This is a genomic window from Streptomyces sp. NPDC059832 (genome assembly GCF_042731715.1).
GTDB lineage: Bacteria > Actinomycetota > Actinomycetes > Streptomycetales > Streptomycetaceae > Streptomyces.
In genome coordinates this window covers 1-14004 of record NZ_JBHWIY010000029.1, presented here as the reverse complement: position 1 = coordinate 14004, position 14004 = coordinate 1, and the positions used below count along the sequence as shown (strand labels likewise).

Annotated in this window: 10 protein-coding genes and 5 pseudogenes; 6 read left to right on the top strand and 9 right to left on the bottom strand. The window is 68.5% G+C overall.

Going from position 1 to position 14004, the window contains the following annotated elements; all coding sequences use genetic code 11:
• Nucleotides 1-32 precede the first annotated feature (32 nt).
• Nucleotides 33-2432 carry a SpoIIE family protein phosphatase gene (locus ACFV8T_RS34675; RefSeq protein WP_385335354.1) on the bottom strand — a complete coding sequence of 800 codons (2400 nt, stop codon included), beginning with the start codon at nucleotides 2430-2432 and terminating at the stop codon, nucleotides 33-35.
• A gap of 587 nt (nucleotides 2433-3019) precedes the next feature.
• Here ACFV8T_RS34675 and ACFV8T_RS34670 point away from each other — a divergent pair.
• Nucleotides 3020-3361 (top strand): hypothetical protein, encoded by a 342-nt coding sequence (locus tag ACFV8T_RS34670; protein WP_385335352.1) that lies wholly within the window; start codon nucleotides 3020-3022, stop codon nucleotides 3359-3361.
• A gap of 22 nt (nucleotides 3362-3383) precedes the next feature.
• Here the strand turns inward: ACFV8T_RS34670 and ACFV8T_RS34665 are convergent, their stop codons facing one another.
• The 5 genes and pseudogenes from ACFV8T_RS34665 to ACFV8T_RS34645 form a co-directional block, all read right to left on the bottom strand.
• Complete coding sequence (locus tag ACFV8T_RS34665; protein WP_385335350.1) at nucleotides 3384-4313, bottom strand: glycoside hydrolase family 3 N-terminal domain-containing protein; 930 nt, start codon at nucleotides 4311-4313, stop codon at nucleotides 3384-3386.
• Between the two features lie 352 nt (nucleotides 4314-4665).
• Complete coding sequence (locus tag ACFV8T_RS34660) at nucleotides 4666-5484, bottom strand: GH25 family lysozyme (RefSeq protein WP_385335348.1); 819 nt, start codon at nucleotides 5482-5484, stop codon at nucleotides 4666-4668.
• A 476-nt stretch (nucleotides 5485-5960) separates the two neighbouring features.
• Nucleotides 5961-6056 (bottom strand): annotated as a pseudogene (locus ACFV8T_RS34655) (IS5/IS1182 family transposase); the annotation flags it as partial.
• 217 nt (nucleotides 6057-6273) lie between these two features.
• Nucleotides 6274-6489, bottom strand: a pseudogene (locus ACFV8T_RS34650) (transposase); the annotation flags it as partial.
• A gap of 69 nt (nucleotides 6490-6558) precedes the next feature.
• Nucleotides 6559-7437, bottom strand: coding sequence for a hypothetical protein (locus ACFV8T_RS34645; RefSeq protein ID WP_385335346.1), 879 nt, complete (start codon nucleotides 7435-7437; stop codon nucleotides 6559-6561).
• Between the two features lie 380 nt (nucleotides 7438-7817).
• On the opposite strand from ACFV8T_RS34645, the pseudogene ACFV8T_RS34640 reads away from it, so the two are divergent.
• From ACFV8T_RS34640 to ACFV8T_RS34630, 3 genes and pseudogenes are all read left to right on the top strand, one after another.
• Nucleotides 7818-8585 (top strand): annotated as a pseudogene (locus tag ACFV8T_RS34640) (IS110 family transposase); the annotation flags it as partial.
• A 19-nt stretch (nucleotides 8586-8604) separates the two neighbouring features.
• Complete coding sequence (locus ACFV8T_RS34635) at nucleotides 8605-9057, top strand: DUF6225 family protein (protein WP_385335344.1); 453 nt, start codon at nucleotides 8605-8607, stop codon at nucleotides 9055-9057.
• A 167-nt stretch (nucleotides 9058-9224) separates the two neighbouring features.
• Nucleotides 9225-9386, top strand: coding sequence for a hypothetical protein (locus tag ACFV8T_RS34630; protein WP_385335342.1), 162 nt, complete (start codon nucleotides 9225-9227; stop codon nucleotides 9384-9386).
• Between the two features lie 31 nt (nucleotides 9387-9417).
• Here ACFV8T_RS34630 and ACFV8T_RS34625 read toward each other — a convergent pair whose 3' ends face one another.
• Together ACFV8T_RS34625 and ACFV8T_RS34620 are read right to left on the bottom strand one after the other, a co-directional pair.
• Nucleotides 9418-9843, bottom strand: a complete 426-nt coding sequence (locus ACFV8T_RS34625; RefSeq protein ID WP_385335340.1) for a DUF4267 domain-containing protein — start codon at nucleotides 9841-9843, stop codon at nucleotides 9418-9420.
• Nucleotides 9844-10075: 232 nt separating this feature from the next.
• Nucleotides 10076-10522 carry an anthrone oxygenase family protein gene (locus ACFV8T_RS34620; RefSeq protein WP_385335338.1) on the bottom strand — a complete coding sequence of 149 codons (447 nt, stop codon included), beginning with the start codon at nucleotides 10520-10522 and terminating at the stop codon, nucleotides 10076-10078.
• An 88-nt stretch (nucleotides 10523-10610) separates the two neighbouring features.
• Here ACFV8T_RS34620 and ACFV8T_RS34615 point away from each other — a divergent pair, with 88 nt between their 5' ends.
• Nucleotides 10611-11189 carry a TetR/AcrR family transcriptional regulator gene (locus ACFV8T_RS34615; RefSeq protein WP_385335336.1) on the top strand — a complete coding sequence of 193 codons (579 nt, stop codon included), beginning with the start codon at nucleotides 10611-10613 and terminating at the stop codon, nucleotides 11187-11189.
• A gap of 222 nt (nucleotides 11190-11411) precedes the next feature.
• Here the strand turns inward: ACFV8T_RS34615 and ACFV8T_RS34610 are convergent.
• Nucleotides 11412-11612, bottom strand: a pseudogene (locus ACFV8T_RS34610) (hypothetical protein); the annotation flags it as partial.
• Nucleotides 11613-12188: 576 nt separating this feature from the next.
• Here ACFV8T_RS34610 and ACFV8T_RS34605 point away from each other — a divergent pair.
• Nucleotides 12189-13872, top strand: a pseudogene (locus ACFV8T_RS34605) (IS4 family transposase).
• The last annotated feature ends 132 nt before the right edge of the window (nucleotides 13873-14004 follow it).

Below are 14004 nucleotides of genomic sequence, written 5' to 3'. Positions count from 1 at the left end.
CGACCGGCCCAGCCGCGTACACGTCGCGCCGGCTACTCCACGACCGAGGCGAGGGGCTGCTCGCTCCAGATGGTCTTGCCCCGCTGGCCGTAGCGACTGCCCCAGCGGGTGGTGAGCTGAGCCACGAGGTAGAGACCGCGGCCTCCCTCGTCGGTCCAGCGGGCCCGGCACAGCCGTGGCTGGGTGTTGCTGGGATCGGACACCTCGCAGATCAGCACGTTGTCGCGAATGAGCCGTAGAACGATCGGGCCGCCCGCGTAGCGGATGGCATTGGTGACAAGTTCGCTGACGATGAGTTCTGTGGTGAATACGAGGTGGTCCAGACCCCAGGCAGCCAATTGCCCTGTGGCGGCCTCCCGGGCCTCGGCCACGATGGCCGGGTCGGCGGAAAACTGCCAGGCAGCGGTCGAGTCGTCCGGCAGCGCCCTGGTGCGCGCGAGCAGCAGGGCCACGTCGTCGCGGGACGGCACCTCGGTTGCCCGGGAGAGCAGGGACCGGCCGACCTCGTCCAGGGACGGCACCCCGTCGCCATCACACAGCGTCGCGAGACTTTCGACCAGCTGTGACATACCGTCTTCGATGTCCTGCCCGTTGAGGGTGACGAGCCCGTTCGTGTACAGGGCGAGGATGCTGCCTGGTTCCAGTCGGAGGTGCGTGACCTCGAACGGCATGCCGCCCACCCCGAGGGGTGGGCCGGGGGCGATCTCGATCACCTGGGCCGTGCCGTCGGGGTGGAGCAGAACGGGTGGCGGATGGCCGGCGCTGGCCAGCGCGCACTGGCGGCTGACCGGGTCGTACAGCGCGTACAGGCAGGTCGCGCCCGCGACACTCGGCTGGGCGGGGTCGGCTTCCTCGGCGAGTTGCTGGACCAGGTCGTCGACGTGAGTGAGTAGCTCGTCGGGATCCAGTTCGAGATCCGCGAGGGTCTGCACCGCCGTACGCAACCGCCCCATGGTCGCGGTGGCGTGCAGACCGTGGCCGACGACATCCCCTACAACAAGCGCCACGCGGAACGACGGCAGCGGGATCACGTCGAACCAGTCACCACCGATGTCGGCCCCGCCTCCGGCGGGCACATAGTTGCCCGCCGCCTCGACCGCAGGAATGTCGCTGGTGGTACGGGGCAGCAGGCGCCGTTGCAGTGCCACGGAGGCGCGGTGCTCCCGGGTGTACCGGCGGGCGTTGTCCACGCTCAGCGCGGCACGGGAGGCGATCTCCGCCAGGAGTCTCCGGTCCTCCTCGACAAAGGGGTCGGGCCGGTCGGTTCGCCAGACCACGGCGGCGCCGAGCAACAGGCCGCGCGCGAACAGAGGAGCATAGAGGACCGAGTGACCGCGCTCGGGGACGAACAAGGGAGCCAATTCAGGTCCCAATTGCTCGCTCGCCTCCTGTACGGAGGCCAGGACGGTCTCTCCGCACCGCAGCCTCCGCAGAACGGGTGGGTCGGGCAGCGGGGGGACCGCCCTGCCCGGTTGCAGGAGGCCGCTGGGGACGGATCCGGTCGCCGAGACCACCACGGCGCGGCGCAGGTGCCACAGTCCGGCGCCGACCAGCTTGGGGGGATCGTCGCCCTGGAACACGGCCTCCGCGAGTTCCACCCAGGCCATGTCACCGAGAGCCGGGACGAGGACTTCGGCCAGATCCTGGGAGGTGCGGAGGACGTTCAGTGAGGTGCCGATCCGCTCGGATGCCTCGTGAAGCAGATCCAGGTGGTTGAGGTCCCGCTGCTGGGCGGCGGAGGGGGTGAGCATGGTGGCGACACCCGTCGGCTGTCCCTGGGCGTCCTCCAGCCGGAAGGCGGACAAGGCCCCCTGTCGGCCGCGAACCTGTGGGGGCCCCACCCACTGCTCCCACCCGATCAGCGGCACCCCCGTGTCCAGGACCCGGCGCAGCACCGATTCGACCTCCTCCGCGTCCTGGGGGGACAGCGCCTCCCCCAGGAGGCCGCCCACGAGCGCGGCGGAACCGTCGGACGTCCCGGAGGCGGCATTGGTGCGCACCGTGCCCAGGTCCAGGCCGTGGATGCCGATCTCGATCTGGTTTTGGGCGAACAGTGCCCGCGCAAGGGCGGTGTTCTGGTTCCACAGGTCCAGGTGCTGGGCGGGGAGGGCCAGGACGAGGCTCTCCGACGAGCCTTCCAGCCGCACCACGCGATAGACGACCTCGACCTGGTCACCGGAGGGGCGACGGAGCACCGCGCGGCCCGCCAACGGGATCCCGGACCGTTGGGAGCCGTCCTGGCACCGCCTGTGGGAGGGGTCGGCGAGGAAGCTCCACACCGGGGAGCCGCAGGCGTCCTCGGCTGTGTGCTCCAGCAGGTCTGCGGCCGCCCGGGACCAGCGCAGCACCATGCCCTGATCGTCGAGCACCGCCGTCGCGATGTCGTCGAACGAGAACGACCGATCCCAAGCGTCATCAGTGGATGCGCCCATCGCGCTGTCCTTAGCCTCTACGGAGATACCTCAAGTTAAGTACATTGCGGATAATTCCGGCGCGCATTGTTCCGCCATCGGGAGCCACGGCACTCGTTGCAGCTCCCGGCCGGCGGAGACGCATCGATGACCGGCGACAACCGGACGTGAAGCCCTCCGAAAATACTGTCGCGCGCGTGAGACGGCTCGGCTCCCCGGGCGCATCCACGGCGCGCGTCCGGGGACGCGGGCTGTCCGAGCGCGGAACCGAGTGCTGCGAGTTCCCGGTAGGCGGTGGCACTGTCCGCCCCGGACCGGGACCGCAGAACCGTGGGCCCGTCGCTCGGCAGATACGCCATGGACCGCTGCCCGTCCTGCTTGGCCTCCCATGCGGTGGCCGTTCTCTGCTGGAGGGCCTGGGGCCGGACGGGGACCGGTGGTCGATGCCAGCGGCGGTCGTCGGGCACACGGGGCGCCGACGCCGGAGATGACCCGGGCTGCGGGGCTGGAGGGGGTAATCGCGGAGCAGCTTGCGCCCGTGCACGGACCCGGGATCCGCTCCCGCTCGTGCTCAAGGTCCCACACCCGATGCGATCGTGGGCGGGTGGATGCCCGGCCGCGTCCGGCTCACCGGCCTGCCCGGTGCGCCGCTGGTGGGAGAGGCACATGACGGCGGCCTGCGGGACGTGGTCAGTGTCGGCACTGGATGGAGCGACACCGAACGCACCGCACTCGCCGCCGTGCTCGAATTCGCGGGGATCGACGACTGTCTCTTCGAGCAGGCGCCGGGGGTGACCGGAGCGCGGTGGCTACTGCCCCGCATGGTCGGCGAGGTCCGTCACACCGCCAGGACCCGCGCGGAACTGCTGCAACACACCTCCCTGCCATCGACTGCGCCCCGACCTCGCACTGAACGACATCGTCTGACCCGGCGCGCCAAGGGTTCCTGACCGGCGTGGGTGTTGTGCCCGGTCAGGACAGGTCGGCGCGAAGGGCGTTGACGCGCGCGGCGCCCGCGTCGAAGGCGGTTCCGTCGAGAGTTCCGGCCACCAGGGCCTCACTCAGTGCGGTCACGGCTTCCTCCCCCTGGGCGGCGTCGCGGGCCGAGCACAGAATCAGGTCCATGCCGGCCGCGGCAGCCAGTACGGCGCGTGCCGCCGTGCTGCCATAGGCCCGAAGAGCCCCGGCCTCCAAGGCGTCGGTGACCGTCACGCCCGAGAATCCGAGCCGGTTCCGCAGCTCGCCGACCACGCTCGGGGACAGGCCGGCGGGCCGGTCGGCGTCCAACGCCCGGTAGATGGCCCAGGACAGCATGACCAGCTTGGTCCCGGCCGAGACAGCCGCTCGGTACGGCACCTCGTCGATGCTGCGCAGCGTGGACGCGGACGTGGTGAGGGTGACGGGCCCCAGGTCGGTGTTCTGGTTCGCGGAGGCGGGGCCGAGGCCGGGGAAGTGCTTCGCGGTGGCCGCCACCCCGGTGTTCTGCTGCGCGGTGATGAAGGCCGAGCCGCAGGTGCCGACCGCCTTCTGGTCCTTGCTGTACGACCGCTTGTACTGGTCGGTGAAGTCGCCGGCCGTGCGGTACACGTCGAGTACCGGCGCCAGGTTGACGTTCATGCCGACGCCCGCGAGGTTCATGCCCGCACCGCTGCCGGTGAACTCCGCCTGTGTCTCCGGGTCCGTGGAGGCGCCGACGTCCTTCGCGGACATTACGGGCTCGCCGGGCAGGCGGCGCACCATGCCACCCTCCTGGTCGGTCATCAGGAGCAGCGGGGTCTGCACGGGGGCGGAGGCGTTCGCCTCGTTCATCGCCCGTATGACGCCCTCGATCTGGCTCAGGCTCTTGATGTTCTCCGCGAAGAAGATCACCCCGGCCGTACGGCCCTCCCTGATCGCATCCATCAGCCGGGCCGGAGGTGTGAGTCCCGGGTAGGAGTGGATGACGCACTGGCCGGGGTCAGGGCGGGCAAGCGGGGGCGCGACCTCTCGGGAATTCGTACGGCCGCGTCCGTACTGCCCGCCAGCCCCAGCCCGCCGGCCAGGGCCGCCGTTCCGGCGAACAGAGCGCCGCGCCTGCTGAGGGGCTGTGGGGTAGGGTTCATGACTTGCTCCTTCGCGAACTGTCATTGTGCCCGGCCGGACTTTCGGCCGGAACTCCCGGTCGGAGCAGGTAAGTTGACCTGCTCCGACCGCAGTACCGATCACGCCGGGGTCACACCCCCCGGAGGTGGTCACCCTGTATTGGCGCCCGCTGTCACGGGGTGTTGTTGGCCAGGGCCAGCAGGCGAGAGCGGTCGCCACTGAAACGGTCGCGGTCGACGTTCCCGGAGATGCCGCTCACCGAGCCAGTGGACGTGTACTGCCAGACGGTCCAGAACGGGAAGCCCTGCGGGATGCTGGGGCTGCCTGCGGAGGTCCAGTGGGCCACCCACAGCGGGCTCCTGGTGGACATGCCGGTCCAGCCGCCGGTGCAGGAGTTCCACCAGCTCGCGCTGGTGTAGATCACGACGTCGCGGCCGGTGCGGGCCTTGTACGTGTTGTAGAAGTCGAGGATCCAGGACTGCATCGCCGCGGGCGTCTTGCCGTAGCAACTGCCCTCGATGTCCATCACCCCGGGGAGCGTCAGGTTGTCGCGGGACCAGGCGCCACCGTTGCTGGCGAAGAAGTTTGCCTGCGCCGCACCCCCGGACACGTCGGGCCGCGCGAAGTGGTACGCACCCCGGATCACGCCGGCGTTGTAGGCGCCCAGGTAGTTGGCGCTGAACGTGGGGTCCTTGTACGAGGTGCCCTCGGTCGCCTTCATCCAGGCGAACTCGATGCCCGCGCTGCGGACCGCACCCCAGTTGATGCTGCCCTGCCAGCTGGAGACGTCCACACCCACGGGGTTCGCCAGGAGGTTCGCATCCGGCGTCGCGTCAAGGTGCAGCTGCCGGGTGTCCGGCTTGAAGCCCTTGCTGTCCTGGACGTAGCCCACGCCCATGTAGCCCTTGCCCGGCGGGACGCCGCCGTCCGACGGCAGCGGTGCCGAGGAGGCGGTGCCCGACATCAGGCCGAGGGTCAGTGCGGCGCTCATGCCGATAACACCGGCCGCAGTGAGTCTTTGCCGTGTGGATTTGAGGGAAGGGCTCCGAGGGAACAAGACTTCCTCCTGCTTGGTGGGGGGAGTGAAATGCAGTGGTGCCGAGCGGTCCTTCGGTGCGGTGGATCTCGGCGCACCGGTGTGAGAGCGGCGCGGCAGACAGAGAGGTCGGTGTGCGTCCGGTCAGGAGGAGTCGGCCGCGCGCTTCCCGCAGAGGGATCCCGCACACCCGATTGACGCGGACACGACATAGTGAGCCACAGGAGCGTGCGCGCGGTAAACAGTTTTCCGGTTCGTTAGCGGTCTAGACCAATCTGCACTCCGGTGAGCTGCGGAAACGGATCGGCATCGGCAGAACTTTTTTCAAGTGGCGGGATCGACAAAGGAGTTGGCGGCACGTGACAGCGAGCCGATCGGAGCCACAACCGCACGGGACCCGGTTCGGGACAGCCTTTACTGATCGCTTCAGACGAGGTTCGGAGGCGTCGCAAGCAGATGATGCTGCAGGCGAGTCGGAGTTGGCCGAGGTGGAGGTCGGCGCGTATCTCGTGGCGGATCCGGAGCCGCAGACGCAAGAGCCCGGATCCGATGTGGATCCGGGCCCCGCTCGCGTCTGCTCGCGCCGTGCGCACCGCGACGCGGATTGGTGCGCATCGTGCGTGCCATCGGCTGCCCTGCCATGAGGCCGGCGCCGCACATCGGCCTGATCTGCGGTCAGGAGCAGGCCAGAGTCGCGCAGGACGGTGCCAGGTTCGGCCGGATCAGGTTCAGACCACCCGGCTCGGCGGTGGACTCCGAGATCCCGAAGCACGGTGGCAGAGCCCGCCAGGCACACCCGCTCACCAGCACGAAGAAGATGGCCGCGAAGAGCGTCTCACCAGACGTGCCCTGCGTCCCGCCGCCCTGCAGACGCACCCTCGACAGCGAGATCAGCGGCTTCGCGATCTCCCGCAGCCCGTCCGGAACAATCCAACTCCAAGTGCCCCGCCTCGTGGACAGCACAACGCGAACGATTCGCTACCTAGGACACCATCTTGCTCGTCCATGAATTCCTGATGCTGCGCCGGTTCATCCGGTCAGGGTGTAGTGCTGCAGATAGAGGAAGATCGACTTCCAGCCCGATCCCACGTTGACGATGTGCAGCTGACCGCCCGATGGGCCGAAGTCCCAGGCGGCGATCCCCTGAACCTCATCTCCGGACTCCACGTCCTGAGGGAACTCGTAGGCAACCTGACCGGAGCTGATGTCGATCGAGTGAACCGACTTCGCCGAGTCGTCCACGGAGGCATAGAGTCTCCCCTGCCACATCGCGGCACCCTGGATCCTACTCAGGGGCTGTGACAGCGTCACGGTCCTCACCACAGGAAGCGTCGAGCCGGCCGGAAGATTCAGCAGGTCGTTCAGGCTATAGGCGACCAGTTTGTTCGTGCCCTGCGCGGCATCCTGATCCCAGGGCGAGGTGTAGACCAGTCCCGCAGCAGCGTCCACCGCGACCCACGGCACCCCGCCCGGCATCTGCGCAAGGGGCAGTTGCACATAGCGACCCGTGTAGCTCAGGTCACTCGCGTTGTACAGCGCCAGCAGCGGATGCTGGTAGTCACTGCCACCGTCCTCGATCGGCGCGATCACATAGCCGCCGTAGTACTCCACGTCCCCTATGTGATCGCTGCCGTACGTCCTGCTCAGCTCCCAGGGAATCGGGGCCACCGATGATGCGACCTCCGAGTCGTTGGCGACGGTGGCCTTCACCATCCCGCCGGGCCCGGCATAGTAGAAATACGACCCGTCCGTCGCCACACCCTGCCCGCGCTCCAGCGCATTGAGCCCTGTCCAGCGCTGATAGTCCGCCGTCCGTGTCCAGGTCGCGGCCATTGCGGGAGACGCCGCACTCCCGATGAATGTTGCGGCCGCGATTAACGCGACCGCCGAGTTCCTGCCCAGCTTCATCTGATTCCACCCTCCCTTTGTTCTGCAATGCGGAACATCGTTTTTCAGGGGCGAGTGGATTACAGCAGCGGCGGACGACCACCGTCAATGAGCCCTGGATGAACGTCGGTTCAGCTACGAAGCGGGGCAGCGACTCGAGCCGCCCCATTAGGTTCTTCGCAGTCCTGCAAGGGATGTGCTCGATGCAGTGGTAACGACGGCGGCGCTGGGCGGGCAGCCAGCGGCCGCCCGCCGGTAGGGAAGACAGATCGGTTCCGAGCCGCCGAGCTCTTCGTAAGACAGAGGCCCCGGCGGTGCGCTGGTGCCGCGAACGGCTGGTGAGATGGCGGACCGAAGAGTCCTCGGATTAGGGCGCCGCGTGGCCCGCACAGGCTCACCACCTGCGCAAACGGAACCACCACGACGTGGCGCTGGTCGACGACACCGGACACCTGCTGGCCAAGCGCCGCATCAACGACGACGACGCTGGCTACCAGCTGCTACTGAACCTGCTCACCGAGTACGGAGATACCGCGGAAACGCCGATTCCGGTGGCCATCGAGACCGGACGCGGCCTGCTCGCCGCCGCCCTGAACACCGGAACACGACCGATCTACGCGATCAATCCCCTCGCAGCGGCCCGCTACCGCGACCGTCACAGCGTCTCGCGCAAGAAGTCCGACCCCGGCGATGCCCTGGTCCTGGCGAACATCCTGCAACCCGACAGACACGCGCACCACCAGCTGCCCGCCGACACCGACCTCGCGCGGGCGATCACTGTCCTCGCCCGTACCCAGCAAGACGCGGTCTGGGCGCGTCAACAGCTGGTCAACCAGGTCCGCTCGCTGTTGCGGGAGTTCTTCCCTGCCGCCTTGGACGCCTCTCTGGGCGAGCGGTACGGCCTGGCCCGCCCCGAGGCTCGCGCGGTGCTGATCTCGGCACCGACGCCGGCCAGGGCCGCCAGACTCACCCAGGCCCAGCTGCGGGCCGCGCTCAAGCGTGCGGGCCGCACCCGAGGCATTGATGCCGAGGCCGATCGCCTGCGAACCATCTTCAGGGCTGACTACGCCCACCAGCCGCAGGCCACCGAGGACGCCATGGGTCATCAACTTGTGGCACTGATAGGCCAGCAGGCTGCGCACCTGGGAGTCGACGAGATCCTGGCGGCCGGCGGTATGCGCGGCCGTGATGCCCTGGCGGTCCATGACCTGCGTGTACAGCAGGGCCGGGATGAGCTGGACGATACGGGCCAGGTGTTTGCCGTACGCGGCCTGGGCCGCCCTGCTGGTCGTCCAGCCGGGCCACGGTTCAGCGGGGGAAACCCGGGGTGCGCTCATGCAACCGGACGCTACCCAGAGACCTATTGCAGTGGGACTGGAACGGATCAACCCAGCCACCGGCAGCGGGGTGCCTACGACGACACCATTGCCGCGCTCAACGCCGCCGATCCGCACGGCCGGTGAGGGACAAAACCTGCCCGATGACGCGCCCATCCACATCAGCGTGGCAGGCGATCCCGGCGACTTCGACGGATACCGGGACTTCGTCGTAGTGGACGCGCATCAGGTGGAGAACTGGTGGCCGGCCACCTCCACGGCGCCGAAGCCTACCGAGCGGAGGCACTCTCTGTTCGCCGGCTGAGAGCCGGGCCCCTACGACCGTCTGGACTGAGTCGGCACCCACCGCGGCACCTCCCCCGAGGAGACGGGTGGAGTTGGGCCGAGACGCCCTGCCTGCGGCGCTGCTCGATCGGGGCCGACGCATCGTCCGCGACGATGTCGGGTTCGGGGAACGCACGGCGGGACAGCGTGACGGGAGTCACGGCTGGATTCACCACCTCCGACCTGGACGATCTGCTGGCCGGGCTCGACCGGCACACCGCCGATCACCAAGAAGAACCCTCCGTCGCCCCGGCAGCATGCCGCCCGCTGGAAGAAAACCAGGCGCCTCGCCTTTCCAGCAGGCGCTGACAGGCTAATACCGACACGTGCCAAGGTGGCGTTAGGCGGGCTGCGGGGCGAGCGCCGTCGGAGCGGCCGCGACCTTGCGGGTCTCGCGCATTATCAGTAGGCCGTTGACCACCATCAGTGTCGCGGTCAGGCAGTGGACGCCGAGCGCGGTGGCCACGGAGCCGTGGTGGGCCAGTACGGTGGTCATGTCGCCGTACGCGGCGAGGGCCTCCACCAGCAGCGCCCAGCCCAGCGCCCGGCGGTGGCCCGTCACCAGCAGGATGCCTAGGACCAGGGCCAAGACGACGTCGCGGATTCCCTTGATGATCAGGAAGCCGTCGCCGTCGCCGGACGGCCAGCTCGGCAGGCCGAAGCCCTGCGCCGTCGTCTCCGGGCTCAGGATGAACTCCGCCCCGAACCAGAGGATGAAGAGGATGAAGGCTGCGGCCAGGACGGTGTTGATCTTCTTCAGCGACATTGTTCTTCTCCTTGCGAGTCTTCGTCAGCTTGGTGTGCTTCGTGGGGCTTGCTGAGTCGTGTGGAGCCTGATCAGGTCGCGCGGACGCGGCTGATCGAGGGGCGTAGTTTGTCGGGATCGCCGTTGTGGGATCTGAGCGCCAGCCGCATTCCCGGATGTCGGGATTTCGGTGGCCCGCTGCCGCCCGGGGAGTGGGGATTGTGCGCCACTGGCGCGGTGTCGGCCCGCGGGCTCAGGTGAGGGCGGCGACCAGCAGGGCGAAGGCGGCGATGATGACGGCTACACGGACGTAGTGAAAGCGGTCCCAGCGGTTCATCTGCTCCTTCCAGTCCTCGGGCCGGTTCTCGGGGGTCCACGTCTTGCCCCGGTTGTTGATCGGGACGAGCAGCAGAAGCGACATGACCACGCTGACGGCCAGCAGCGCGCCGGCGGTGACGACGAGGCCGGTGCCGTGGTGATGCCATCCGCCGATGGCCCAGACCGCGACGAGGACGAGCGAGGTGATATACCAGACCGGCATCACGGCGCCAAGCATCCGGCCCCCGTGGGCGCGGCCGAGTTGGCCACTGTCCTCAGGGAGTGCGTTGAGGATCGGGTTCATGACGAAGGCGACGGAGAACTCCACCCCCACCATCACGCCGACGACCACGGTGGTGAACACCTCGAGTGCGTTGAGCATGATGCCCCCTGACATCTAGTGTTGCTAGGTGATGAGGCAACGCTAGTGCTACTCCCGCTTGATTGTCTAGCGGTGCTAGGATCGAGTCATGTCGGTACAGGAACGCAAGCAGCGCGAACGGGCGGAGCGCGAACGCCTCATCGTGGCAACGGCCCGCGAACTCGCCGAGCAGCAGGGCTGGGACGCGGTCACCACCCGCCGGCTCGCCGAGCGCATCGAATACAGCCAGCCCGTCCTCTACAGCCACTTCCGCGGCAAGCGCGAGATCATCGGCGCCGTCGCCCTCGAAGGTGCCGCGGAGATGGCCGCGGCGGTGCGTGCTGCGACCTCCGCCGCGGACGGACCTCGCACCCGGGTCACCGCCCTCGCCCGCACCTACCTCGAATTCGCCGCACGCAACCCGGCGGTCTACGACGCCTTGTTCCAGCTCGACGGCGGCCTGACGTACGCGCAGGAGGACACCCCGGAACCTCTCAAGGACGCCTTCGCCGCGCTGCTGGAGAGCCTGGGCGAGGTCGCCGGGGACGGCGTCCACCCGGGGCTGTTCACCGAGGTGTTCTGGGCGGCCCTGCACGGCCTTGCAACCCTGACCCGGGCGGGACGGCTGCTGCCGGAGGACGCCGCGCAGAGGGTGGAGTTGCTGGTGGACCGGCTCGCCGTGGTCTGACACACCGTCCCGGCGGGCACGCGGCCGGGGCCCTCGGGCCCCCGCCGCTGCCTGCCTACCTGCCTACCTGCCTACCTGCCTGCCTGCCTGCGGCAACGCTTCCGGTCGCTCGCGTCCACACGGCGCAGCCGCAGATCGCCGGGCCTTGTACCCCAGGCGGGCACCCGCCCCGGAAGCTGCGATGCTCATTGATCGCGACCCGATACTCGCCCTAACGCCGCGTCATTCGCCGGTGCCCTTGTCGTCCACGTCGAGGTGGACGGTCGCTGGGTCACGCAGTGGGCGCAGGCCCTCGCGTGGCGGGCGGGCGGGCGGGCGGGCGGGCGGGCGGGCGGGCGGGCGGGCGGCGAAGCTGTAGCGGCCCAGGCAGTTGAGGTTGGTGTGCTTCAGCGGGGAGACCCGGGCCACGTCCTCGTCCAGGACAACGTTCTGCCGTCCTCATCGAGCTTCGCCACGAGCGGCATCTCCATCGCGGTCCAATCAGCCCTGCTGCAGGCCAGACGCGCACGCACCAGCGCCCGCAAAGTCAAATGCCCGACCTCACGCTATCCGGCGAACCCGACCAGCGAGCACCCTCTGACCAGCCAAAACGTCACAGCCTCGCTGTCGAGATCCGCACCCAGCCCACATCGTCCGCAGGGCACGGCCGCAGCGGTCGACGCAACCAAGTCCTCCAGCACATGCGAACCTCACCTCATCGGTCCTGGCACGCACGCGAGCTGGCCACAGCCCTCAACCTCACCCACTACGACAGCTTCTGCGTCCAGCTGGGCCGCTGGACCAGGGAACGTCTCCTCAAAAAGATCGCGAACGCAACCTACAAGCTCGCCCCCGAATGCCTACTGCCTCAACCAGCGCCCACTGATAGCCAAGGCCACGAAGTTAAGGGCGCGGGGAAACTGCAACTCGCCTGACGGCTGGGGACCTTGGGGATGCGAGAACGGGACCTCTGGTAGAAGCGGGAGACCGACCAAAGTCTTCCTGCCACGAGAGGTCCCGTTGTCCGACCAGTCTGCCACCACGACGCTCACCCGTACCATCACGGTTGCGGATGGTGTCTTCGCTCCTGGCCACCTGGGCGAGCTGACCCAGTACCTACCCTTCGAGCTCGTCGATGACGTGCTGGAACAGACGCGAGCCGTTCAGCGCCGGCTGCGACAGCTGCCGTCCCGGGTGGGTGTGTACTTCGTGCTGGCCTTGGGGCTGTTTCCCGGTCTCGGGTACGCGCGGGTGTGGGACAAGCTGGTCGCTGGCCTGCACGGACTACCACTGCCGGCCCCGTCGGAGAAGGCCCTGCGCGATCTACGCCGACGGCTGGGGCCCCCTCCGTTGAAAGCACTGTTCGAGGTCATGGCCGGGCCCCTGGCTCAGCCCGCGACACCGGGGGTGTGCTATCGGCGATGGCGGGACGGTCGCTTTCGACGGCTGCAGCTCCATCGAAGCACCTGACCAGCCCCGTATCCGCGCTCTTCTGGGCAAGTTCCGGCGTACCCGTGGCGGCCTGGAGGGCTATCCACACCTGCGGCTGATGGCCCTGTGCGAGACGGGCACCTGCGGACTGCTCGGTGCGGTGTTCGGCCCGACCAACACCGGAGAGACGATCTACGCCCGTCGGCTGCTGCCGCTGTTGAACCCGGGCATGCTACTGCTCGCCGACCGGGCCTTCGACGGCAGCGGCCTCCTCACCGCGGTGGGCGACACCGGAGCCCAGATGCTGATCCGCCTGAAATCCACACGCTGCCCTGTCATCTGGGCCGCACTGCCCGACGGCTCTTTCCTCACCCGCATCGACGGCCGGACCTTCCGCATCATCGACGCAGACGTGACCGTCATGTGTGGCGACGGGCACCGCATCCGCGACCGTTACCGGCTCGCCACCACCTTGCTGGACCACCGGGCCGACCCGGCCGCGCGCCTCGTGCACCTGTACCACGAACGCTGGGAGGTCGAGTCCTCCTTCCTGGCCTTGCGCCACACACTGTTCGCCGGCCGAGTCCTGCGCTCGGCCGACCCCTTCGGCCTGGAGCAAGAACTCTGGGCCCAGCTCGCCCTCTACCAGACGTTGCGCCGCGCCATGGTCAATGCCGTGGAGTCCGCACCGGGGACCGACCCCGACCGCGCTGGCTTCACCGTGGCCCTCCAGGCCACCCGCGACCAGGTCATCACCGCCAGCGGCATCATCCCGGCCACCGCCACCCCTCGGGCCGAAGCCATCGGTAAAGCCATCCTGAACAACCTCCTGCCGCCTCGCCGCGCCCGCCTCAGCGCCCGGAAAGTGAAGTGCCCTGTCTCGCGCTACCCCGTCGAACAGAACGAAAAGCGCCCCGCACGCAGCCAGAACATCGTGTCCATCGCCGTCGACGTCCTTGCCCGTGCCGCCTCACGACCCTCCCCGCAACTGCCAGAGACCATGAACGCCCGCTCCGGGACGAGCCGCTGGGACCGGGCCCTCCAGCTCCTGCGCACCGAGCCAGACCGGTCCTGGCGGACCATCGAACTCGCCGCCGCTCCAGAGATCAGCCACTACCGCAGCTTCTGTGCCCAGTTGGGACAGTGGACCAAAGCAGGGATACTGCAACGCCTCGGACGCGGGCGCTACACACTCGCTGCGGAGTTGATCGCTCCCACCTCGCCCCAAGGCCCCCAGCCGTCAGGCGAGTTGCAGTTTCCCTCGCGCCCTTAACCTCGCGCTTTCATGAAGCTAACTGTCCGACGGGTAGTCAGGTATGCGAAAGCGCCTCTGACCAGCAAGAATGAGGATTATCGAGGTCCTTGTTCCTGCCGCCGTCGGAGGCACTTCCCAGGTGAAGAAGCG